We start from the raw sequence: 16,996 nt of genomic DNA on the forward strand, positions 1-16,996 counted from the left end.
TCCGCCGTGGCGGACGTGATCGAGGCCGGGGCGGCGCGTGAGAACGCGCCGCCCCCGGCGGCGCCCACCCGCCGCCGGGGCGCGACGGAACGCGGCAACCGCACGACGCCGTACCTCTTCCTCGCGCCGTACCTGATCCTGTTCGGCGTCTTCGGCCTGGCGCCGATCCTGTTCGGGGTCTGGATCAGCCTGCACCAGTGGGACCTGCAACTGCCCAACCGGCCGTTCGTCGGGCTCGGCAACTACCGGGACCTGTTCTCCAGCGAGTCGGCGATCTACGGGGACTGGTGGTCGAGCGTCCGGGCCACCGGGATCTTCACGCTGTTCTCCGTACCGCTGCTGGTGGTCGTCCCGCTCGGGCTGGCGCTGCTGCTCAACCGCTCGTTCCCCGGCCGGACGTTCTTCCGGGCCGCGTTCTTCGCCCCGTACGTGCTGGGTGTGGCGGTGATCGGCCTGCTCTGGCGGTTCCTGCTCGACGCCAACCTGGGCCTGGTCAACCGGCTGCTCGGCGTGGTCGGGCTCCCCTCGGACACACCCTGGGTGACCGACGTGCCGTGGGCCTGGATCTCGCTGGTCGGCGTGACCGTCTGGTGGACCTGCGGCTTCAACGCCGTGATCTACCTGGCCGGTCTTCAGGACATCCCGGCCGAGCTGTACGAGGCGGCGAAGGTCGACGGCGCGGGCGCCTGGGACCGGTTCCGCCACGTCACGATCCCCGGGCTGCGCCCGGTCATGCTGTTCGTCTTCACCACCACGATCCTCGCGTCGGCGAACGTGTTCGGGCAGGCGTTCCTGATCACCCAGGGCGCGCCGGGCGAGCAGACCCGGACCGTGGTCTGGCGGATCGTCGACGAGGGACTCCGGGACTACGACGCCGGGCGGGCCGCCGCGATGAGCGTGTTCTTCGCGCTGATGCTGGCGGTGGTGAGCGTCGTCAACTTCCGGCTGTTCCGCTACCGGGAAGACTGAGGGGGACGACATGAGGAACGTACGCGCGGTGGCGCGCTACGGCGTACTGCTCCTGATCACCGCGATCTTCGTGACCCCCCTGGTCTGGATGCTGCTGACCTCGGTGAAGACGTACGAGGACGCGCAGCAGGTGCCGCCGGGCTGGCTGCCGAACCCGTTCTCCACCTACGGCTACGAGCAGATCATCGACAACACGGCGAACCCGGTGCTGCGCTGGTTCGTCAACAGCATGCTCGCGGCCACCCTGCACACGCTGCTGGTGCTGGTGACCGCGTCGATGGCCGCGTACGCGCTGGCCCGGATGCGGTTCCGCGGCCGCAAGCTGCTGTTCGCGCTGATCGTGGGCACGCTGTTCCTGCCGCCCACCTCGTTGATCATCCCGAACTTCATCATCGCCGAGCGGCTGAGCTGGATCGACACGCTCACAGTGGTGATCGTGCCGGGCGCGGCCAGCGCGTTCGGGGTGTTCTTCCTGCGCCAGTTCTTCCTCTCCATCCCGGCCGAACTGGAGGAGGCGGCGGTGCTGGACGGCGCGAACCACTGGCAGATCTTCCGGCAGGTGCTGCTGCCGCTGTCGAAACCGGCACTGGCCACGCTCGCGGTGCTGTCGTTCCTGACCAACTGGAACGACTTCCTCTGGCCGGTGTACGTACTGTTCAGCCCGGAACGGCTGACCCTGCCGGCGGGCCTGGGCCTGCTCCAGGGCGCGTACGTGACCGACTACCCCGTCATCATGGCGGGCGCGGTGCTGGCCAGCGTGCCGGTGCTGATCCTGTTCGTGCTCGCCCAGCGGCACGTCATCCAGGGCGTGTCCCGCAGCGGCCTGAAGGGATGACCGCCGGGCGAACGAGGCGACGCGGCGCGGCGGCGGTCCTGGCCGCCGCGCTGGTCGTCGCCGGCTGCGGCAGCACACCAACCCCGTCGAGTACGCCGGAGGACGCGCGCGTGTTCACCAACCCGGTCGTCCGCAGTGACGCCCCCGACCCGCAGGCGATCCGGGTCGGCGACACCTGGCACCTGTTCCACACAAACGCCGGCGGCCGGAACGTGCCGGTGCTCACCGCACCCGACCTGGTCGACTGGACGCCGGCCGGTGACGCGCTGCCGACGCTGCCCGACTGGGCGGACGCGGGGAAGACGTGGGCGCCCGAGGTGATCCAGCTGGCCCCGGACCGGTTCGTCCTCTACTACACGGTGGCCGACCGGGCCTCCGGCCGGCAGTGCCTGAGCCGGGCGGTCGCGAGCACGCCGCTCGGCCCGTACGCGGACGACTCGGACCGGCCGCTTGTCTGCCAGGCGGACCTGGGCGGCTCGATCGACGCCAGCCCGTTCCGGGACACCGACGGCAGCCTGTGGCTGCTGTGGAAGAACGACGGCAACGCGATCGGTGTGGACACCTGGCTCTGGTCGCAGCGCCTGTCCCCGGACGGGCTGCGGCTGACCGGCCCGGCGGCGAAGCTGCTGCGGCAGACCGAGCCGTGGGAGGGCACGCTGATCGAAGGGCCGTTCCTGCACCGGCACGACGGGAAGCTGTTCCTGTTCTTCGCGGCGAACGCGTACGACAAGGGCGCCTACGCCGAGGGGTACGCGGTCTGCGAGAGCCCGGCCGGGCCGTGCGTGAAGGCGCCGGAGAACCCGATCCTGCGCGGCAACGACGTGGCCTCCGGGCCGGGGCACGCCTCGATCGTCGAGCACGACGGCCGTACCTGGCTGCTCTACCACGCCTGGCCGCCGGGCCTGGAGGGCGCGACCGACCCGGGCCGGCAGGTGTGGCTGGACGAGATCGTCTGGGAGGACGGCAGGCCGGTGGTGAAGGGCCCCACCGGGTCCGCCCAGCCCTGCCCGTAAGGAAGGGCCCCTTGTTAACGCCTCCGGTAGTAGAAGGGCCCCTTCTTAACGCCAGGCGTTAAGAAGGGGCCCTTCCTTCGGGGGGCCCGCCTCAGGGGGTGGGGGCGGGCTCGGGGGTGTCCGAGTGCTCGCGCCGGGCGAGCCGGTTCTTGCGGTGGCCGTACCCGAAGTAGATGACCGCGCCGAGCAGCATCCAGGCGAGGAACCGCAGCCAGGTCTCCACCGACAGGTTCAGGCTCAGGTAGAGGCACGCCACGGCGGTGAGGATCGGCAGCACCGGCGAGAACGGCACCTTGAACGGCCGCTCCAGGTCGGGGCGGCGCTTGCGCAGGATCGGCACCGCGATCGCGACCAGCGTGAAGGCGCAGAGCGCGCCGATGCTGACCAGGTCGGCCAGCGCCGACAGCGGCAGGAAACCGGCGAGCAGCGCCACCGCGACGGTCATGATCCCGGCGATCCGGTACGGGGTGCCCCAGCGCGGGTGCACCTTGGCGATGGCGGGCGGGATGAGCCCGTCCCGGGCGATGGCGAAGCCGATCCGGCCCATGGCGACCAGGTCGACCAGGATCACGCTGGTGAGCCCGGCGACGGCGGCGATGGAGACGAGCACCGCCGCCCAGCCGGCGCCTACCGCCCGGAACGCGGACGCGATCGGCGCACCCTCGTCGATCTCGGTGTACTTGACCATGCCGACCACGACGAGCGAGACGCCGATGTAGAGCACTGTGGAGATGAGCAGCGTGCCGAGCAGGCCAAGCGGCAGGTCCCGCTTGGGCTTGCGGGTCTCCTCACCCAGGTTCGCCACGGCCTCGAACCCGGTGTACGCGAAGAACACCACCGCGGCGGCGGTGAGCACCCCGACGAAACCGAAGACGGAGGGCTCCAGCCCGAAGATGGCCTGGGTGACCGGTTGCTTGATGCCGTCGTCCCCGGCCCCGGCCGGCTCGGCGGACGGGATGAACGGGCTGAGGTTGGCCGCCTTGACGAAGAACAGCCCGGCGATGATGACGAAGGCGCAGATCGCCACCTTGACCAGCACGAGCAGGTTGGTGACCCGGGCGGACTCGCGGATGCCGACGACGGCGACCACGCCGAGCACCAGCACGATGCCGATCGCGCCGAGGTTGACGACGCTGCCCTCCTCGGCGAACCAGGCGCTGGGCAGGCCGAACAGGTCGGCGAGGTAGCCGGACCAGCCGCGGGCCACCACCGCCGCGCCGAGCGCGAACTCCAGCAGCAGGTCCCAGCCGATGATCCAGGCGACGATCTCGCCCATCGTCGCGTACGCGTAGGTGTAGGCGCTGCCGGCGGTCGGCACGCTGCTGGCCAGTTCGGCGTAGCAGAGCGCGGCGAGCAGCGCGACCAGGCCGGCGATGCCGAACGAGATCACCACGCCCGGCCCGGCGCTGTTGCGCGCCTCGACACCGGTGAGCGTGAAGATGCCGGTGCCGATCACGATGCCGATGCCGAAACCCATCAGGTCGACAGCGCCGAGCCGGCGCCGCAGTCCCGGTTTGCCGTCCTCTCCGTCGGCGTCGCCCTGGGCGAGCACGTCCCCGATCGGCTTGGTACGCAGGACCGACATCTGATCACCTCCCCCGCCGTGTGGCCGCCACGGTGGCGGTCTGACGCCGGCTAGCTACCCAGCCGTTTTCCGCTCCAATCCCGCACCGCAGGTATCGGAATCGTCACGATCCGGCCGAGTCGGACGGCCCGGGGACATCGATCACCGGTCAAGGTCTTGCGCCGGGCACGGATAGATGAAAGTTTCCTACCGGAGGCGTGGACAGTGCGGCGAATCTTGCCGCACACCCGCCGCCGATCGTCCCCCCGGACCCGACGAAGGGACCGCACCGCATGAAGGCAACTCGGCTCGGAGCAGCCGCGCTGGCCGCGGCGCTGCTCAGCGCGCTGGTCGCCGGCACGCCGGCGCAGGCCGCACCCGACGACACCAGCACCGCCACTTCCCCCTCCACCGACTGCGTCACCGACCCGGCCACCCCCAAGCGCCAGTTCCGGGCCATGTGGATCGCTTCGGTGACGAACATCGACTGGCCCACCAAGGACTCCTGGACCGCGCCGGACCAGGTGGCCAAGCAGAAGGCCGAATACCTGGCCTGGCTCGACCTGGCCCAGAAGCTCAACCACAACGCCGTAGTGGTCCAGGTCCGCCCGACCGCAGACGCGTTCTGGCCCTCGCCGTACGAGCCGTGGTCGGAGTACCTGACCGGCGTACGCGGCAAGAACCCCGGCTGGGACCCGCTGGCCTTCCTGGTCGACGAGTCGCACAAGCGCAACCTGGAGTTCCACGCCTGGTTCAACCCGTACCGCGTCTCCATGCCCGCGCCCGGCGGCGCCGGCGCCGACCTGTCGCAACTGGCCCCGGACAGCCCGGCCCGCCAGCACCCTGACTGGGTCTTCGCCTACCCGCCCGCCGGGGTCGCGGGCAGCCGGCTCTACTACAACCCCGGCATCCCCGAGGTCCGCGAGTTCGTCCAGACCGCGATGATGGACGCGGTCAAGCGGTACGACATCGACGGCGTGCACTTCGACGACTACTTCTACCCGTACCCGAGCGGCACCCACCAGGTGCCCGACGACGCCACGTTCGCGGCGTACAACAGGGGCTTCACCGACAAGGCCGACTGGCGGCGGGACAACATCAACCTGCTGATCCAGGAGATGAACGCCAAGATCAAGGCCGTGAAGCCGTACGTGAAGTTCGGCGTCAGCCCGTTCGGCATCTGGCGCAACGCGTCGGCCGACCCGAACGGCTCGGACACCACCGGCTCGCAGTCGTACGACATCATCTCCGCCGACTCCCGCAAGTGGGTCAAGGAGGAGTGGATCGACTACATCGTGCCGCAGCTCTACTGGTACATCGGCCAGTACCCGGCCGCCGACTACGCCCGGCTGGTGCCGTGGTGGGCCGAGCAGGTGCGCGGCACGCGGGTGCAGCTCTACATCGGCCAGGCCGACTACAAGAGCGGTGACCCGGCGTACGGGTCGTTCTGGATGAACCCGCAGGAGCTGTCGAACCACCTGACGCTCAACCGGTCGTACCCGGAGGTGCTCGGCAACGTGCACTTCTCCGCGGTTCAGGTCCGGGCGAACCGGCTCGGCGCCACCGACATCTACGCGGCCGAGCACTACTCCCGCCCGGCGCTGGTGCCCACCATGACGCACCTGCCGCGCAAGCCGCTGCTGTTCCCGGTGGTCACCAAGGCCCAGCGGGAGGCGGACGGGGTACGCCTGAGCTGGCGGCAGCCGGCCGACGGCAAGGGCCCGCTCGGCACCGCCGCGTCGTACGCGATCTACCGGTTCGACGGGCACGGCCTGGCCGGGCGCTGCGACTTCGCGGACGCCTCCAACCTGGTCGGCACCGTGCGGGCCACCGACGGCTCGGTGCAGTCCTGGGTGGACACCACGGCGGCCGACGGCGCCCGGTACACCTACTACGTGACAGCGCTGGACCGGCTGGCGAACGAGAGCCCGGCGAGCCCGCCGCGCTTCGTACGCTGATGCACCCCGAATGCCCCCGGGCCGCCTCGCCGGCCCGGGGGCATTCGTCTGTTTGAGCGGATGTCAGCGAGCCGTCACCCGCAGCATCGCCCCAGCTCACCCGCTTGATCGACACTTGTCGACATCCGGAGATCCCGGCCACCACCCCGCGGAGGTTCCCGTGTCCCGTCGCCTCGCCACCACCCTCGCCGCCGGAACACTCGCCCTGCTCACACTGCTCGGCGGCCTGGCCACACCGGCCGCCGCCGCGGTGAGCACCCAGCAGAAGCTGTCCGTCCTGACCAGTTGGACGCAGACCAGCGCGTCCAGCTACAGCGCCTGGAACAGCGCCCGGCAGAACCGGTCGCCCTGGACCGAGTACGGCTTCGACTGGTCCACCGACTACTGCTCGTCGAGCCCGGACAACCCGATCGGCTTCAACTTCAAGCTCTCCTGCTACCGGCACGACTTCGGCTACCGCAACCACAAGGCGATGGGCGTCTTCTCGGCCAGCAAGTCCCGGCTGGACAACGCCTTCTACGCCGACCTGAAGCGGGTCTGCGCCACGTACAACGCGGTGGTCCGGCCCGCCTGCTACAGCCTCGCCTGGACGTACTACCAGGCGGTGAGCGTCTTCGGTTCGGTCGCCGCCGTGTCCCAGGCCGACCTCGACCGCGCCGCCCGGATGAAGGCCGACGCCGAACGCCGCGCCGCCGCCCGCGCCTGACGCGACCGGGGAGTCCGCCGCCCGGCGGGCTCCCCGACGCGGTCCGGAGCGGTCGCCGGCCTCAGCCCGCCGTGCTGCGTGGCTGGAACGCCGGCCAGGAGCCCTGCGCGGTGAAGCCGAACCGGGGTGAGTCGGCGGCCAGGTCCGGGTGCTCGACGTGCAGCGCCAGCGCCGCCACCTCGTCCAGCCGCAGTCCCGCCCCGGCGCCGTACGCGGCGTCGAACGCCTCGTCGCCCAGCACCCGGCGCAGCTCCGCCTGCCGGGCCGCCCAGTACGGGCCGTATATTCCCGGCGTGGCCCGCAGGTTCGACCGGGTGGCCTGCGCCGCGCCGAACAGCCGGGCCGCGGCGAGCGCGTCCCCTGCGAGCGCGCAGCGCACCGCTATCGCGTTTATCGTGTCGCAGGCCCGGCCCAGGTAGCCGTGGCTCATCCGCGACCGCAACGCCACCAGCAGGTGCTCGTGCGCCGCGACCAGGTCACCCCGGGCCAGCGCCACCATCCCGAGCAGCATGTCCACCGAACGGCCGCCCCGCTCCGCCGGCCGGGACGCCTCGACCGGGCGGGCCGCGGCGAGCACGTCGGCGGCCTCGTCCAGCGCGCCGCGGCGCCAGAGCAGCTCGGCCAGGTTGTAGACGGCGAGCAGCGCGTCCCCCACCACGTCCTGCGCGTACGCCCAGTCGATCACCTCACGGCAGACCCGCTCCGCCTCGGCGAACTGGCCCATGTCGACAAGCGGCGCGGCGCGCCCGGCCAGCACCCGGGCCAGCAGACCCCGGTCGCCGGACTGCCGGGCGGCCGCCTCGGCCCGCTGCGAGTACCGCAGCTCCTCGCCGAACTCGCCGTCCGCGCCCGCGTGCAGCGAATGCATGTGGTACGCGGCGGCCAGCTCGGCCTCCGGCATCACCTCGCCGGTCTCGGCGAGCCGGCCGTAGAGCCGGAACAGCCAGAGCCGCCCCTCCCGGGCCAGCCCGCGCTCCCGCCACCACTGGTCCAGGTCGCCGGCCAGTCGCAGTCCCGCCCGGGCGCTGCCGCCGGTGGCGCACCAGCGCAGCGCGGCCCGCAACTCACCGGCCAGCGGGTCCAGCGCGTACAGGGAGAGCGTCACGGGACGGCCGTCCGGCCCGAGGCATGCCCGGTCCAGCGCGTGCCGGCACCAGTCGACGTGCCGGTCCCGGGCGCTCTGCTCCTCGCCCGCCTCGACCAGCCGCCGGGCCGCGTACGCCCGGATCGGGTCGAGCATCCGGTACGTGCTGCCCGAGGCGTGCGGCTCGGCCAGCACCATCGACTTGTCCACGAGCACCGAGAGCGGATCGAGCGGGTCCTCACCGAGCAGCCACTGCACGGTGGGCAGGTCCACAGGTCCGGCGAACACCGCCATCCAGCGCAGCAGCCGGGCCGAACGCGCGCCGAGCGTCCGGTACGACCAGGTGACGGTGGCCTGGATGGTCAGGTGCCGCTCGCTGGCCGAGCGCTGCACCGCGCGGGTCGCCGGCGTGGGCGGGGCGGCGCCGGTCGCCGCGGCCACCAGGTCCACAGTGTCCTGCTGGTTGCCGCTCCAGCCCGCCTCCACCGGCGGCGGCTCCGCCGTCTCCCGTCCCGCGTCGAGCGTGCCCAGCATGTCGTCCAGCCGCTCCGCCAGCTGCCCGGCGGAGAGCACCCGCAGCCGGGCGGCGGCCAGCTCTATGGCCAGCGGCAGCCCGTCCAGACGGCGCACCACCCGGTGCAGGTCGGCCTGCTCGGCCGCCTCCGGGGCCCGCCCGCCCCGGGCCACTGCCGTGCGGTCCAGCAGCAGCGCCACGGCGTCGCTGCCGCCGTCGGGACCCTCGTCCACCGACAGCGGCGGGATCCGCCACACCACCTCACCGGGTACGCCGAACGACTCCCGGCTGGTCGCCAGCACCCGTACCCCCCGGCCCCCGGCCAGCAGCCGGCTGATCACCTCGGCCGACGCGGCGGTCTGGGCGTCGCAGGTGTCCAGCAGCACGAGCATCCGGCGCGGCGCCGCGTACTCGACGAGGGTGTCGAGCATCGGACGGCCGGGCTCCGGGCGGAGTCCGAGCACGGCGGCGATCTCGAACGCCACGAGCCCCGGGTCGGTCACCGCGGCGATGTCGACGAACCAGACCCCGTCCGGGTAGTCCTCGACGATCCCGGAGGCCAGCTCCACGGCTAACCGGGTCTTGCCGGCGCCGCCCGCGCCGAGCACCGTCACCAGGCGGTACGCCTCGACCAGCCGGCCCAGCTCGGCGCGCTCGGCCTGCCGGCCGACGAACGTGGTGACCTGGGTGGGCAGGTTGTGGGCCGTCGCGTCGGCGGTACGCGGACGCGGGAATCGCCGCTCCAGCCCGGGCGCGACGAGCTGGAACAGCCGCTCCCGGTCGTCGAAGCCGCGCAGCCGGTGCAGGCCGAGGTCCAGCAGGGACACACCGTCCGGCAGCGGCTCGGCGTGCCGGGCGGTGGCGGCCGAGCAGAGCACCTGCCCGCCGTGCGCGGCGGCGGCCACCCGGGCGGCCCGGTGCACCTCAGGGCTGGCGTACTCGCCGTCGCGGGGTTCGGCGTAGCCGGTGTGCAGACCCATCCGGACCCGGGGCGTGGCGTCCGGGTTGGGCCACTCGTGGCCGGCGAGCGCGCGCTGCGCGGTCAGGCAGGCGTGCACCGCGGCGGCGGCGTCCGGGAACGCCAGGAAGAACGAGTCGCCCTCGGTCAGCAGCTCCGCCCCGTCCGTGCCGGCGAGGGTGTCACGCAGCAGCCGGCGATGCTCGTGCAGCACCGGCCGGTAGACCGGACCCAGCATCCGGGCCAGCCGGGTCGAACCTTCGATGTCGGTGAACACGAAGGTCACCCACCCGCTGGGGAGGTGGTGTCCTGGCGACATACGTCGAACCTCCGCCCGCTGACGTCGGGTCCATGCTGCCCTATGATCGCGCCGTCACGCATCGTGAGAACGGTTGGGCGGATTCCGACCCAAGGTGCCAAAAGATCACACGGGCGGCAAGGGGCCGTTCGACCCGCGGGACGAGCGGCGGAAACTCAGCAGCCGCAGGAGCCGCCGCAGCAACCTCCACCGCTGGGAATCCCACCGGTTGGGCCGGATCCACCACGCCCCGTGACGGCGACAGCGGAGAGCAGCTTCACCGTGTCGGCGTGGCCCTGCGGGCAGGTGGCCGGCTCGGCGGCCTCGGCCATCGGGCGGTTGACCTCGAAGGTGTCGCCGCAGGCGCGGCAACGGAACTCGTACCGGGGCATGACATCAGCCTACGGCGGGCCTGACGCCGTCACACGGATGGGTGATACTCGACGGGTGGTGGACGGCGAACGGCGAGCGACGGCCCGGCCCCTGCGACCCGCAGCGCCGCCCGACGGCGATGCCCGGCCCGTCCCCCGACCCCGCCGCGATCCCCTCCCCGCCGACCCGGCCCGCGACCCGGACGCCACGGTCGGCGCGCCGAGCACGGATGCAGGCGCGAAGCCCGGAGCCGACGCGGGTGCGAAGCCGGCCGCAGGTGCAGACGCCGAGCCCGACTCGGGCGCCAAGCCGCGGCCCGAGCAGGGCGCGAAGCCGGGGCGCGCGCCGGATGCCGGAGCCGACACGGAGATCAAGCCTGACGCGGATGCCCCGTCCGGCGAGAAAGCGGAGCCGCAGGCGAAGGACGAGGCGGCGGACGCGGACGCGCAGCCGGGCGGCGGGCGGCGTCGGCGCGTACCGTTCGCGCACGCCGTCCGCACGCGGCCGCGGCAGCTCGCCGTCGGCGCGGCCCACGCCACCCGCGCCTGGTCCCGCCGCCCCGCCGGGCGCACCACGCTGCCGGCGCTGTTCCTGCTCGCCCTGGTCGGCGTCGCCGCCACGGCCGGCGCGGTGATCGTGCCGGCCGCCGTCGGCAGGCCGGCGTCGGTCGACGAGGCCCTGCCGGAACCGAGCGTGGCGCGCACCGCCGCGCCCGCCGCGACGCCCCTGTTCCCGGACCCGTCCGGGCTGCCCGGCACCGCCGCGCCGACCGGAACGCCACTGCCCGGCGGCGCGACAGTCGCCCCGCCCACCGGCCGCCCCGCCGACGCGCTGGCCGACTGGGCGAGGCGGGTCAGCGCGGTCACCGCCATCCCGGTGGTGGCGCTCCAGGCGTACGCGTATGCCGAGCTGGTGCTCGCCCAGACCAACCGTGCCTGCCAGCTGAGCTGGACCACGCTCGCCGCCATCGGGCACGTCGAGTCCGGGCACGGCTCGGCCAACGGCGCCACGCTCGGGCCCGACGGGCGGGCGCTGCCGGAGATCAAGGGGCAGCCGCTCGACGGGCAGGGCGGCCGGTCCCGGATCCTCGACACCGACCAGGGGCAACTCGACGGCGACCGCGTCTACGACCGGGCGCTCGGCCCGATGCAGTTCATCCCGACCACCTGGCAGGAGATCGGGGCGGACGCGGACAACGACGGCGTGAAGAACCCGCACGACATCGACGACGCGGCGCTGGCCGCCGGCCAGTACCTGTGCAAGGGCGGCCGGAACATGACCATCCCGGGCGACTGGTGGGGGGCCATCCTCTCCTACAACGATGTGCGCCGCTATGCCCAGGCCGTCTTCGACAAGGCCGACGAGTACGGCAGGCTCAGCCGCAACGTGAGGTGACCGCTCGCGTACATTCGCGGACTGAACCCTTCCCCCCAGCAGCGGTTGACGGCAAGCTAGACGGGTGATGGTGCGCGAGTGGAACCCTCGGACCGCCTCGTCCGCCGAGATCGCGTCCCTGCTGGACACGCTGAACGCGGTCCTGGCGGCCGACCTGCCGCAGGACCCGCCCTGGCGGGACAGCTCCATGCGGGAGTACCTGTCCGAGGTGATGCCCGGCGAGCGGCGGATCTCCTGGGTGGCGCAGGAGGACGACGCTCCGGACGGCACGCCCGGAGCGATCGTCGGGCACGTGCACGTGCTGCTGCTGGGCGGCATCGGCGTACTGGAGGTTCTGGTGCACCCGGCCGTCCGGCGCACCGGGCTCGGCCGTGACCTGGTCCGGGTTGCCGCCCGCCGGGTGTGGGACGAGGGCTTCCAGTCGATCGGCGTGGAGGTGGTCGGCGACACCCCGGCCGTGGCGTTCTACGAGTCGCTGGGCTTCACCCGCGACTACGTGGAGACCCGCAGCGTGCTCGACCTGCGCACGGTGGACTGGCCGGCGCTGACCGAGATGGCCGCCGAGGTGGGCGCGGGCTACCGGGTCGAGTTCTGGCCGGGCGGGCCGCCGGACGAGTTGATCGAGGCGTACGCGCGGGCCAAGGCCGAGGTGCGCGACTCCGACGACGTGGAACTGCGGCCCAGCTCCTACGACCCGGACCGGCTGCGCGACAGTCTCGCCACGTTGCACCGGCGCGGCATGAAGCCGTACATCGTGCTGGCGCTGCACGAGCAGACCGGGGACGTGGCCGGGTTGACCGAGGTGGTGGTGCCGGCGCAGCACCCGACCCGGGCCGACCAGTACGACACGATCGTCGTCCACGACCACCGTGGTTACGGCATCGACCGGGCCATCAAGGCGCGGATGCTGCTGGAGCTGCGCTCCGCCGAGCCCCAGCTGGTCGAGGTGCAGACCTGGAACGCGCAGGACAACGAGTCGATGCTGAAGGTCAACGCCGAGCTGGGCTACCGCCCCGACCGTGACTGGTGCGAGTACGGAGTGGACGTCGCCGAGCTGGTGCACCGGCTGGACAGTCACCGCTGACCGTTCACCGGACGGCCATCGAAGGGCTGGACGGTGGACCCACGAGAGCCTTAACGTTCGTTAGTTCCTGTCCACCCACCGTGGAGGCCCCATGCGCCCGCGCCGCACCCTCGCCGCGCTCGCGACCACCGCCGCCGTCACCCTCACGGCGATCGCTGTCGCACCCCCCGCGGCCAGCGCCGCGCCCACCGACCTGCTCATCTCCGAGTACGTCGAGGGGTCGTCCAACAACAAGGCCGTCGAGCTGTACAACGGCACCGGCGCCCCGGTCGACCTGGCCGCCGGCGGCTACCAGCTCCGGCTCTACTTCAACGGCGCCAGCACGTCGACGAACGTGGCGCTGACCGGCACCGTCGCCGCCGGGGACGTGTTCGTCTTCGCCGCCGCGTCGGCCGCGCCCGCGATCCTCGCCCAGGCCGACCAGACGTACGGCGGGTCGCTGTTCAACGGCGACGACGCGATCGTGCTGCACAAGGGTGACACGGTGGTCGACTCCATCGGCCAGGTCGGCGCCGACCCGGGCACCGAGTGGGGCAGCGGGCTCACCAGCACCGCCGACAACACGTTGCGCCGGCTGCCCTCGGTGACCGCCGGCGACACCGACCCGGCGGACCCATTCGACCCGGCCGCGCAGTGGGCCGGCTTCGCCACCGACACGTTCGACGGGCTGGGCAGCCACACCGTCGGCGGAGGCGGCCCGGTCGACCAGCCGCCGACGCTCGCCTGCGGCGGCGCGCTGACGCTGTCGGCGGGCGCCACCGCGACCCGCGAGGTGACCGCCACCGACGCCGACGACACGATCACCGACCTCGCGGTCACCGCCGTCGTGCCGGCGCCGACGAGCGGCTCGATCAGCCGTACCGCGCTCACCCCGGCGGCCGGGGACGGTGGCACGGCCACCGCCACGCTGACCGCCACCGGCCTGCCGGCCGGCAGCTACGCGGTCACTGTGACCTCCACCGACGACGAGGGCGACACCGCCACCTGCACGCTCAGCGTGCAGGCCACCAGCGTGCTGTCGATCGGCGAGGTGCAGGGCCGCACCGGCGACGACGAGGACGGCCGCGCCGACCGCTCGCCGCTCGCCCCGGCCAGCGGCAACGGCACCAGCTCCACGTTGTACGACGTGCGCGGCGTCATCACCGGTATGTCGCTGACCCGCAGTTCGGCCGGGGCCGACCAGTGGGGCTTCTACCTGCAGAGCCGGCTCGGCACCGAGGACGGCGACCCGCTCACCTCCGACGGTCTGTTCGTCTTCATGGGCTCGTTCACCACGCTGATCGGCGGGTACGCCCCCACCGTCGGCGACGAGGTCGTGCTGCGCGGCCGGGTCTCCGAGTACTTCAACCAGACCCAGCTCTCCGGCGCCTCGCTGGTCCGCAAGCTCGACTCCGGCCTCGACGTGGACACGGTGGTCCGCGTCGACGACGCGGTCCCGCCGGCCGAGGCGGCCGCCGCCGACCTGTTCTGGGAGCGGCACGAGGGCGAGCGGATGCGCGTCCGCGCCGGCAGCGGCGTCTCCGCGCCCCGGCACATCTACTCCTCGACCGCCGACTCCGAGATCTACGTGCTGGACCGCGAGGACCCGGTCATGAAGCGGTCCGACCCGTACGCCCGGCGGGTGTTCCGGGACGCGCACCCGCTCGACGACATCCCCGGCACGCTCTTCGACAACGGCAACAACCAGCGCATCCTGCTGGGGGCCGGCGGTGTGAAGGCGACCGCCGGTGACTCCGGCGCGCTGCTGCCCGAGGCGCGTACGTTCGACACGCTGACCGAGGACGCCTACGGCTCCGTGTCGTACGCGTTCAGCAAGTACAGCGTGCAGCCCGAGCAGCTCACCCTGACCGGTGGCGCGGACCCGGCCGCGAACCACCCGCCGCAGCCGGCCGACCGCGGCAGCGAGGTCGCGATCGCCACCTACAACGTGGAGAACCTGTACGACTACCGGGACGACCCGTTCGACGGCTGCGACTTCGCCGGCAACACCGGATGCACGGGGGTCAGCCCGCCGTTCGACTACGTGCCGGCGAGCCAGGAGGCGTACGCCGCCAAGCTGGCCGCGCAGGCCCGGCAGATCGTCAACTCGCTGCACAGCCCGGACCTGATCCTGGTGCAGGAGGCCGAGGACCAGGACATCTGCTCGGTGGTCGACGGCGCTCTGGCGTGCGGTGACACCAACAACGCCGACGGCGCCCCGGACACCGTGCAGGAGCTGGCGCTGGCCATCGCGGCCAACGGCGGTCCCGCCTACGCCGCCGCGTACGACCGCACCGGCGCGGACGCCCGGGGCATCGCCTCGGCGTTCCTCTACCGCACCGACCGGCTCACGCTGGCCGAGGCGACCGCCGCGGACCCGCTGCTGGGCTCGGCGCCGACTGTCCAGTACCGCTCGGCGGCGCTCGGGTCCAACACGGACGTGCAGAACCCGAAGGCGTTCAACGCGGTGCTGCCCGCCGACGTGGACCGGTCGACCGGTGTGGACGGCAGCAACGTCTACACCCGCGCGGCTCAGCTGGCCCGGTTCACCGTGAAGGCCGCGCCCGGCTCGACCGAGCGGTTCACGCTCTGGGCGGTCGCCAACCACTTCTCGTCCGGGCCGGACAGCCGGGTCGGGCAGCGCCGCGAGCAGGCCGCGTACGGCGCCGCGATCGTCGCGGCGGTCGAGGCGAGCGACCCGAACGCCCGGGTGGTCTACGGCGGGGACCTGAACGTCTTCCCCCGTCCGGACGACCCGATCGCCACCGCCCAGAACCCGACCCCGTCGGACCAGCTCGCTCCGCTGTACGAGGCCGGACTGCACAACCTCTGGGACGACCTGGTGGCGGACGCGCCGGCGTCGGCGTACTCGTACACCTTCAGCGGCCAGGCGCAGACGCTGGACAACCTCTTCGTGAACGACCCGATGCACGACGACCTGGTGCAGGTACGGACGGCGCACATCAACGCCGACTACCCGACCGACGCGCCGGAGCTGGGCGACCGGGGCGCCAGCGACCACGATCCGCAGGTGGCCCGGTTCCGTTCGCGCGCCTCGCTGCGCGTTGCCGACACCTCGGTGGCCGAGGGCGACAAGGGCACCCGCGCGATGACCTTCACGGTCACCGTGTCCCGCCCGCTCTCCGAGCCGGCCCTGATCTGCGCGACCACCTACGGCACGACCGCCCAGGCCGGGTCGGACTACGACCCGTACGTGGGCTGCAAGCTGCTTCCCGCGGGCCAGACGTCGCTGGCGTTCCCGGTCACCGTGCGCGGCGACCGCAAGCGCGAGGCGGACGAGAAGCTGACGCTGTACGTGGCGGGTGTGCCGGGCCTGCGGCTCGCCGACCCGTCCGGCGTCGGGACGATCCTGAACGACGACTGACAGGTGTTTCGCGGGGCGGCCCGTCGATTCGCTCACGGGCGGATCGGCGGGCCGCCGCGGTATCCGCACCGCTGCGGGTCCGGCGGGGACGGCACGTTCCGGTACTTGGCCACCCGCACCTCCCACTGGCTACGGCGGCGCAGCGCGTCCCGGACCGCCCTGTCGCGGTAGAACGTCTCCGGCGGGCGGGCCAGCCCGTAGCGGTCGGCCCACCACTCCCCCGGCTCCGGGTCGGTGACGACGTCGAGGTGGGACGGGTACCGCCGCTCCGCGCCGTCACGCAGGTCAGCCCGGTCACGCATCGGTTTGAGCACCGTGCCGGCCTCGTCGACCACCACGAGCCGGAAGCCGGCCGTGCCGATGATGCGCGACAGCATGGCCAGGCTCGGGGTCAGGCTGCCCGCCTCGATGCGCCCGATCGTGCTCGGATGCACCCTGGCGAACCGGGCCAGCTCACGCTGGCTGGCGTCGGCCCGACGACGCACCGCCCGGATGATCCCCGGCGCCGGGAACGGGACGTCGAACGGCTCGGTGAGCAGCGCCGGCCCGCCGTCCGCAGCAGGCCCGCCGTCGGCCGCTGGCGCGGGGGTCGCCACAGTCGCTTCCGGCGCGGCGCAGGCACCTGCTCCGGTGGCCGCCTCCGGCCCGGTGTCGGCGATGTCTGTCACGCCGCCCACGGTCCCGCCGAGCGCGTCGGCCCGGCAACCCCGCTCCCCGCCCCTGTGGAAAACCCGGGATCCGGCGTCCGACCAGACCTCGCCGCGGCGTCGGCCGCCCCACTAAAGCCACACGGAGCGTGACATCACTGTGCGTTATCAGCACCGCCAAGGCGAGCGACGCGTTGGCGGAATGAAAGCAACCAAGCGGACATAATGCCCGGCA

At 72.7% G+C, this 16,996-nt stretch carries 12 protein-coding genes; 8 read left to right on the plus strand and 4 right to left on the minus strand.

All coding sequences use genetic code 11. From position 1 onward, the window contains the following. Positions 1–6 precede the first annotated feature (6 nt). The 3 genes from AMK25_RS15330 to AMK25_RS15340 are packed head-to-tail and all read left to right on the plus strand — an operon-like array spanning position 7 to position 2,817. Complete coding sequence (locus AMK25_RS15330; protein ID WP_073829027.1) at positions 7–969, plus strand: carbohydrate ABC transporter permease; 963 nt, start codon at positions 7–9, stop codon at positions 967–969. A gap of 10 nt (positions 970–979) precedes the next feature. Next, a complete protein-coding gene (locus AMK25_RS15335) occupies positions 980–1,804 on the plus strand; it encodes a carbohydrate ABC transporter permease (RefSeq protein ID WP_073829028.1) in 825 nt (274 codons plus the stop codon). Continuing rightward, complete coding sequence (locus AMK25_RS15340) at positions 1,801–2,817, plus strand: glycoside hydrolase family 43 protein (protein WP_073829029.1); 1,017 nt, start codon at positions 1,801–1,803, stop codon at positions 2,815–2,817. The genes AMK25_RS15335 and AMK25_RS15340 overlap by 4 nt, the downstream gene beginning before the upstream one ends. Positions 2,818–2,908: 91 nt before the next feature. On the opposite strand, the gene AMK25_RS15345 is transcribed toward AMK25_RS15340, so the two are convergent. Beyond that, positions 2,909–4,402 (minus strand): amino acid permease, encoded by a 1,494-nt coding sequence (locus AMK25_RS15345; protein ID WP_073829030.1) that lies wholly within the window; start codon positions 4,400–4,402, stop codon positions 2,909–2,911. Between the two features lie 272 nt (positions 4,403–4,674). Here AMK25_RS15345 and AMK25_RS15350 point away from each other — a divergent pair, with 272 nt between their 5' ends. Continuing rightward, positions 4,675–6,339, plus strand: coding sequence for a glycoside hydrolase family 10 protein (locus tag AMK25_RS15350; RefSeq protein ID WP_073829031.1), 1,665 nt, complete (start codon positions 4,675–4,677; stop codon positions 6,337–6,339). A 160-nt stretch (positions 6,340–6,499) separates the two neighbouring features. Beyond that, complete coding sequence (locus tag AMK25_RS15355) at positions 6,500–7,045, plus strand: phospholipase (protein WP_073829032.1); 546 nt, start codon at positions 6,500–6,502, stop codon at positions 7,043–7,045. Between the two features lie 61 nt (positions 7,046–7,106). Here the strand turns inward: AMK25_RS15355 and AMK25_RS15360 are convergent, their stop codons facing one another. Both AMK25_RS15360 and AMK25_RS15365 read right to left on the minus strand, forming a co-directional pair. Further along, positions 7,107–9,920 carry an ATP-binding protein gene (locus AMK25_RS15360; protein WP_073829033.1) on the minus strand — a complete coding sequence of 938 codons (2,814 nt, stop codon included), beginning with the start codon at positions 9,918–9,920 and terminating at the stop codon, positions 7,107–7,109. A gap of 155 nt (positions 9,921–10,075) precedes the next feature. Further along, positions 10,076–10,291 carry an FmdB family zinc ribbon protein gene (locus AMK25_RS15365; protein ID WP_073829034.1) on the minus strand — a complete coding sequence of 72 codons (216 nt, stop codon included), beginning with the start codon at positions 10,289–10,291 and terminating at the stop codon, positions 10,076–10,078. A gap of 37 nt (positions 10,292–10,328) precedes the next feature. Here AMK25_RS15365 and AMK25_RS15370 point away from each other — a divergent pair, with 37 nt between their 5' ends. The 3 genes from AMK25_RS15370 to AMK25_RS15380 all read left to right on the plus strand — a co-directional run bounded on the left by AMK25_RS15370 (position 10,329) and on the right by AMK25_RS15380 (position 16,114). Beyond that, complete coding sequence (locus tag AMK25_RS15370; protein WP_443189913.1) at positions 10,329–11,666, plus strand: murein transglycosylase; 1,338 nt, start codon at positions 10,329–10,331, stop codon at positions 11,664–11,666. 67 nt (positions 11,667–11,733) lie between these two features. Next, positions 11,734–12,750, plus strand: coding sequence for a GNAT family N-acetyltransferase (locus AMK25_RS15375; RefSeq protein WP_073829036.1), 1,017 nt, complete (start codon positions 11,734–11,736; stop codon positions 12,748–12,750). Positions 12,751–12,841: 91 nt separating this feature from the next. Next, entirely contained in the window at positions 12,842–16,114 is a 3,273-nt protein-coding gene (locus tag AMK25_RS15380) for a lamin tail domain-containing protein (protein ID WP_073829037.1), read from the plus strand. 32 nt (positions 16,115–16,146) lie between these two features. On the opposite strand, the gene AMK25_RS15385 is transcribed toward AMK25_RS15380, so the two are convergent. Then, positions 16,147–16,782: a helix-turn-helix domain-containing protein gene (locus AMK25_RS15385; protein WP_241826367.1), complete on the minus strand. Its 636-nt coding sequence runs from the start codon at positions 16,780–16,782 to the stop codon at positions 16,147–16,149. Positions 16,783–16,996: the final 214 nt, after the last annotated feature.

The sequence above is a fragment of the Micromonospora sp. TSRI0369 genome (assembly GCF_001905625.1).
Taxonomy (GTDB): domain Bacteria; phylum Actinomycetota; class Actinomycetes; order Mycobacteriales; family Micromonosporaceae; genus Micromonospora; species Micromonospora echinospora_A.